This window comes from Bacteroides cutis (assembly GCF_900241005.1).
Lineage (GTDB): Bacteria > Bacteroidota > Bacteroidia > Bacteroidales > Bacteroidaceae > Bacteroides > Bacteroides cutis.
Genome location: NZ_OEST01000018.1, coordinates 1 through 4,830 on the forward strand (window position 1 = coordinate 1; position 4,830 = coordinate 4,830).

Consider the following 4,830-nt stretch of genomic DNA (forward strand, 5'->3'; position numbering starts at 1 on the left):
CCGTAGTCGGCAAAGTACTCTTTGAGAGGAAGCCTTTAGGCGAACTGTTTATTAAACCAAAACGTCCGATGAATGATTCCGATTCAGATCAACTGAACCTATGGGGTAATTTCTTTGGACAGTAGTGATTTCGTACCTGAAACATGGAAACTTTCCCTTTGGCACCGCATAGCTCACATTGGCAGGATTGAAGTCGCCTTATCAATGTTGGTTCTTTTACGCCAATATTGGTAAAGAACGGCTCTTTTTCTGAATAGAATTTACTTGTCCCTCTTTGACAGAAACCTTTATTATAGAATATCCGGTACTGGGTCTTCCCATTTTTGTCGATATAGGGTACTGCAAAATTCTTGTCTTTTTTGTATTGACTGATCACTTTGCTTACCGTACTGTTCAGTTTTTGGGAGAGAGTCTTGTACATACTGTATTCCATGATATGATAAAAGTTGTACAGGTTGCAGCTGTTACTCGCTATGGAATAATAGTTATACAGTCCTTGGATTTCCGCATTGTATTGCGTGACTATATCCAAAATGGAGTTATTAGTGATTCTTTTACGGGCTTTGGGCTTCCAAATAGTCTTGCCTTTATACCTTTCAAAATCGAGTACATCATATTGTTGAAGTTTCTTTTTCATCACTTCTGATGTGATTTTCAGTACCACCTTGTTATTATGGATCCTTGCATATATATTTGACTTAGTTTTCTCAATATTGTCCGATTGGCGGACAAATATATCGTATCCTAAGAATTTTGCAGGCTTCCGGGCATTGGTTATCAAAGTCTTGTCATCTGAAAGTTCAAGCCTGAGGATATTTTGCATCCACTGGGCTATCATTTCTTTCGTTTCTTGACAATCCTTTTGACTTCCGATTATTCCGATCAGAAAATCATCTGCATATCTGACGTAACGCATCCTCCGGAAGTTACTATCCATAGGGTCTCCACTTGGCATTCTCCTTATCTGCTTCTCGTATTCTCTAACTTGTTCCAACTTCTCTGTTTTTACTTTTTCATCTTTTTCTGTTTCAATGGACTTTAACAGCAAACACTTCTTACTATATAATTTATTGGTTTTCGGGAACATCCGTCTCTTTCTGCCTCCTTTACGGAATTCATCACACACTCTTTGCATATATTTATCGAACTTGTCGAGGTATATATTAGCTAATATCGGGCTAATAATGCCTCCTTGTGGAGTTCCACTATATGTTCTATGGAATTTCCAGTTCTCTAAATATCCCGCACGAAGGAACTTTCTGATCAGACGAATAAAGCGTTCGTCTTCTATCTTTTCCCGGAGTATGTTTATCAGGACCTCATGGCTTATATTGTCGAAGAACCCTTTAATGTCCCCTTCAATGAACCATTTGGTTCCTGTATATTCACGCTTGATAGTCAGCAGGGCTGTATGACAACTCCTTTTAGGGCGGAATCCGTGGGATGTATTGGAAAAGCCATCTTCATAGATTGTCTCCAGTATCATTCTTGTCACCTCCTGTACCAGTTTGTCATCAAAAGAGGGTATCCCAAGAGGGCGCATTTTACCGTTCTTCTTTGGTATATACGTTCTCTTAGCCGGACGTGGCTGATATGTCTCATCTTTTAATGAGGCTATCAGTTCCTCAATACGGGATATGCTCATCTGGTCTGCCGTTTTCCCATCAGTCCCGGCTGTCATATTACCAGCTTTAGCGTAAATGTTTTGGTACGCAACATAGAACATTTCTGTATTGAATAAAATCCGATACAACCGTTTATATTTATAGTTTAAAGTATTGCTGTGTTCAACTAAGCTTTTTAATACTCTTTCTGGACTTCTCATAATGTCTCTCACATTTTCCGTTAATTGTATTAAGATATTAACTGCCTCCCTTCGCCATGTATGAGGCTTTCCCTCACTCGGACTACTACGGAGGCTCCGTTGCCATGCCGGATATTCAGAGGACAATACCTCATAGCCTGATAACAGGCATTCCGGTTTAGGCAATCCCCATTTAGATATGTATCAACTATTAGCGCGATGAATTGTCGGATATGGCATTCAACCTTTCCGCTTATTGCGGCTATGTTGTGATAAGTTCTTGCCGTAAACTCGCCAATCCGATAAGCCACGGTATCACAAAAAGACGTTTATAAATATCTTACGTCTTTACCTACAGATGAGTCATAGGTCTACCATTCTATCAATCCAGACATTATCCTCATATTCATCTTTTCATCTTGCCGTTCAGTCGCAACTTGATATTTAGTTGACTTACGGCTTTCCCGACATGCTACACTCCCTGTCCCGTTTCCGTTTCAGATAAGTCGGGTGATGATAGGTGTGAAGAACACTTACCTAATCTCTTGCCAAAGAGATATTTGATACATACCCATATGGGCGCACCGATGCCCGATAGTAGGTCTTATGGCTTATCGTAAAATAAGGAAGTTTGCCACTTGTCCGATACCGTTGTAGGGTGCGGAAAGACACTTTCAGCAGAAAAGCTAAATCCTGATTATCGAGTATCTTATCATTTTCGCCTAGTACATTGTCGGTATTGATAAGGGATTTCAGGTCTTGCCCGATTTCAGAGAGTTTTTTCGACAGTCGTTCCATCCACTTGTCGAAGTTTTCGTTGTCTATATACATTTTGCTTCATTTTTTAGTTTAACATTATTGTTTTCAATCGATTGATGAAGCAAAGTTCGGCAAATGGATGTAAATAAATTAGGGGAGTAGATATACTACACCCCTAATATTTTCTGATAAGTTACTGATTTATAGATAACCTTTCTTTTGACTTTCTTCGGTAATGGCTTTACGGAGTATATCCAGAAATTCGATGCGTTTATTAGCTTGACGACAAATTACACTCTCGTGCTTTTTGTGGATGTCCCCTAATTTGATGTTAAAGAGGTATTCAAATGCTCTTCCGATTTCGGTTAGTGGTGCTTCTTTCCCTGTATGGGTAACTACTCTTTGGGATAGAAATAGTCCGCTTACCAGTTCCATGATTTCAACAAGGTTAGTTGTATCGGTTAGATAGAGTGGTGAGAGTGGGAATTTATCCTTCCGGTTTTGGAACTGAACCGGATATTTAATTCGCATATTGAGTATGCGGATTTCTGTATTTACAAGTCCTATTGCTTCATCAATAAGCAATAGCAAAGTATTTTTCCCCCTGCTCAAATTGCACACGATGCGATTTGAGCCTGTTTAGTCCAAAGGAGAAGTAGCGTAATAATACTGCGTAATCTTGTTCACTTATAGCAATGCTTGCCAAATGATTGGCAAGCTCCTGTAATGCAGCCGTTAAATCATGTACGGCAGATTCTTTCTGTGAGTATTCCGACAATAGTCGGAAAAATTTCTGTTCGGATAATTCTTTCATTTTCTACCTAATTAAAGATGTTTTCTAATTTTGATATTTTATCTGTTTCTTGTCTCATTATTCATTAAAATGTCATAGAAGCATATATTCCAAACTGTTCATTATTAAGAACAATTGGAGAAATTGCCAAATTATGTTTTTTTGCAAAAGGACGAGTAAATATATAGCTGCTTCCAATACCTATAGCAGCTCCTGCAAGTACATCCCAGCAATCATGTCTTTTAGCGTAAACACGTCCCCATGCGACATAACCAGATACAAGGTAAGCGGGAATTGCATATTTCCATCCATATCGACGTTGAATAAATGCAGCCCCTTGAAAAGCCATTGCTGTATGATTAGAGGGGAAAGAATGAAAATCACTACCGTCAGGACGTTGCTTTTTTACACTATATTTTAATAAGTAAGAAGCTGCAATACTGGTCGCTGCACCAAAAACTAATTGTTTCGTACCTTTATAATCTCCGGTTACAAGTGTTGTAATAAAACCGGCAGCCGGAGTGGCAAACATTAAAATGTCAGTAGAAGTTTTAACAGCATCACGGGATTGTGCGTTTATTTCACAATGAATTAAGCAGATATATACTATAATTAAAACGATTTTTTGTTTCATATTATTTCCTATTAGCATTAAAATGTACTTCCGTACGATTGTTTATATATTGTACAACCGAGAAATATAGCATGATGAGAGTAGAGCCAAGCAATAATCCGCCCATAATATCTGTAAACCAATGAACCCCCGAAATCAAACGTCCAATGATTGTTACAGCAATAATCAAGATTGACACTGTATCAGCTATTGTTCGTATTGTCTTATTTTTTAATAAAACGTGAAATTGCATTATTGCAGTTACCATAATACATAGTACTATCATTGTGTGGGAAGATGGGAATGATGCTTCTAATGATTTATGAATGATAATAGGTCTATAATTCACAACACAGACTTCAAAAAACACATAGAAAGCAATTACAGTCAGGTAAAACACACCTAATGCAATAATGCCTGTGTCCACACGTTTGATACTTTTTCTTTTAATCAGTTGAACTAATCCTAATATGGAAAAACCGAGAGCTACCAATATGGCGATAATACCAATCCAGTCTGTAATATTATACCAAAGTGTGTTTACCCCGAACATATTAAACATTATTCCGTTTATTGTCGCAAGACCAACACGGGATTGCTGCGGACCTATCGGCTGAACATCAACAGTCAGTACAGCCACAATTAACAGTGTAAACAGTAGAAACAATACCCCTGTTACGATAAAATTAATTTGATTTTTTCTCTTCATTTGCTTATTCACCATTTTAAATAATCCTTAATTCCGCAACACTATTATAAAATATTTTTTTTAAGTACCTGAGCAACAAAAAGTTGCTCAGGATTTTGCCATGTCAGAGGATTCACTTAACTTAGTGTTGCAAAAAAATAATCAAACAAAAC

Annotated in this window: 6 protein-coding genes; all 6 read right to left on the reverse strand. The window is 37.7% G+C overall.

Annotated elements, in window-relative coordinates:
• Nucleotides 1-88: 88 nt before the first annotated feature.
• Nucleotides 89-1,825 (reverse strand): reverse transcriptase/maturase family protein, encoded by a 1,737-nt coding sequence (locus C1A09_RS16110; RefSeq protein WP_101546188.1) that lies wholly within the window; start codon nt 1,823-1,825, stop codon nt 89-91.
• 516 nt (nt 1,826-2,341) lie between these two features.
• Nucleotides 2,342-2,635 (reverse strand): helix-turn-helix domain-containing protein, encoded by a 294-nt coding sequence (locus tag C1A09_RS16120; protein ID WP_050440780.1) that lies wholly within the window; start codon nt 2,633-2,635, stop codon nt 2,342-2,344.
• 129 nt (nt 2,636-2,764) lie between these two features.
• Complete coding sequence (locus C1A09_RS16125) at nt 2,765-3,175, reverse strand: RteC domain-containing protein (protein ID WP_230586257.1); 411 nt, start codon at nt 3,173-3,175, stop codon at nt 2,765-2,767.
• Nucleotides 3,138-3,377: a hypothetical protein gene (locus C1A09_RS16130; RefSeq protein ID WP_032571782.1), complete on the reverse strand. Its 240-nt coding sequence runs from the start codon at nt 3,375-3,377 to the stop codon at nt 3,138-3,140. Before C1A09_RS16130 ends, C1A09_RS16125 begins: the two co-directional genes overlap by 38 nt.
• Nucleotides 3,378-3,441: 64 nt before the next feature.
• On the reverse strand, nt 3,442-3,990 hold the full coding sequence (locus tag C1A09_RS16135) for a phosphatase PAP2 family protein (protein ID WP_032571785.1): 549 nt from the start codon (nt 3,988-3,990) through the stop codon (nt 3,442-3,444).
• Nucleotide 3,991: 1 nt separating this feature from the next.
• Entirely contained in the window at nt 3,992-4,678 is a 687-nt protein-coding gene (locus C1A09_RS16140) for a phosphatase PAP2 family protein (RefSeq protein ID WP_032571786.1), read from the reverse strand.
• Between the last annotated feature and the right edge of the window lie 152 nt (nt 4,679-4,830).

Coding starts and splice junctions, on each gene's coding strand:
- C1A09_RS16110 (WP_101546188.1), bottom strand. CDS start 1,825: ATGAGAAGTCCAGAAAGAGTATTAAAAAGCTTAGTTGAACACAGCAAT.
- C1A09_RS16120 (WP_050440780.1), bottom strand. CDS start 2,635: ATGTATATAGACAACGAAAACTTCGACAAGTGGATGGAACGACTGTCG.
- C1A09_RS16130 (WP_032571782.1), bottom strand. CDS start 3,377: ATGAAAGAATTATCCGAACAGAAATTTTTCCGACTATTGTCGGAATAC.
- C1A09_RS16135 (WP_032571785.1), bottom strand. CDS start 3,990: ATGAAACAAAAAATCGTTTTAATTATAGTATATATCTGCTTAATTCAT.
- C1A09_RS16140 (WP_032571786.1), bottom strand. CDS start 4,678: ATGAAGAGAAAAAATCAAATTAATTTTATCGTAACAGGGGTATTGTTT.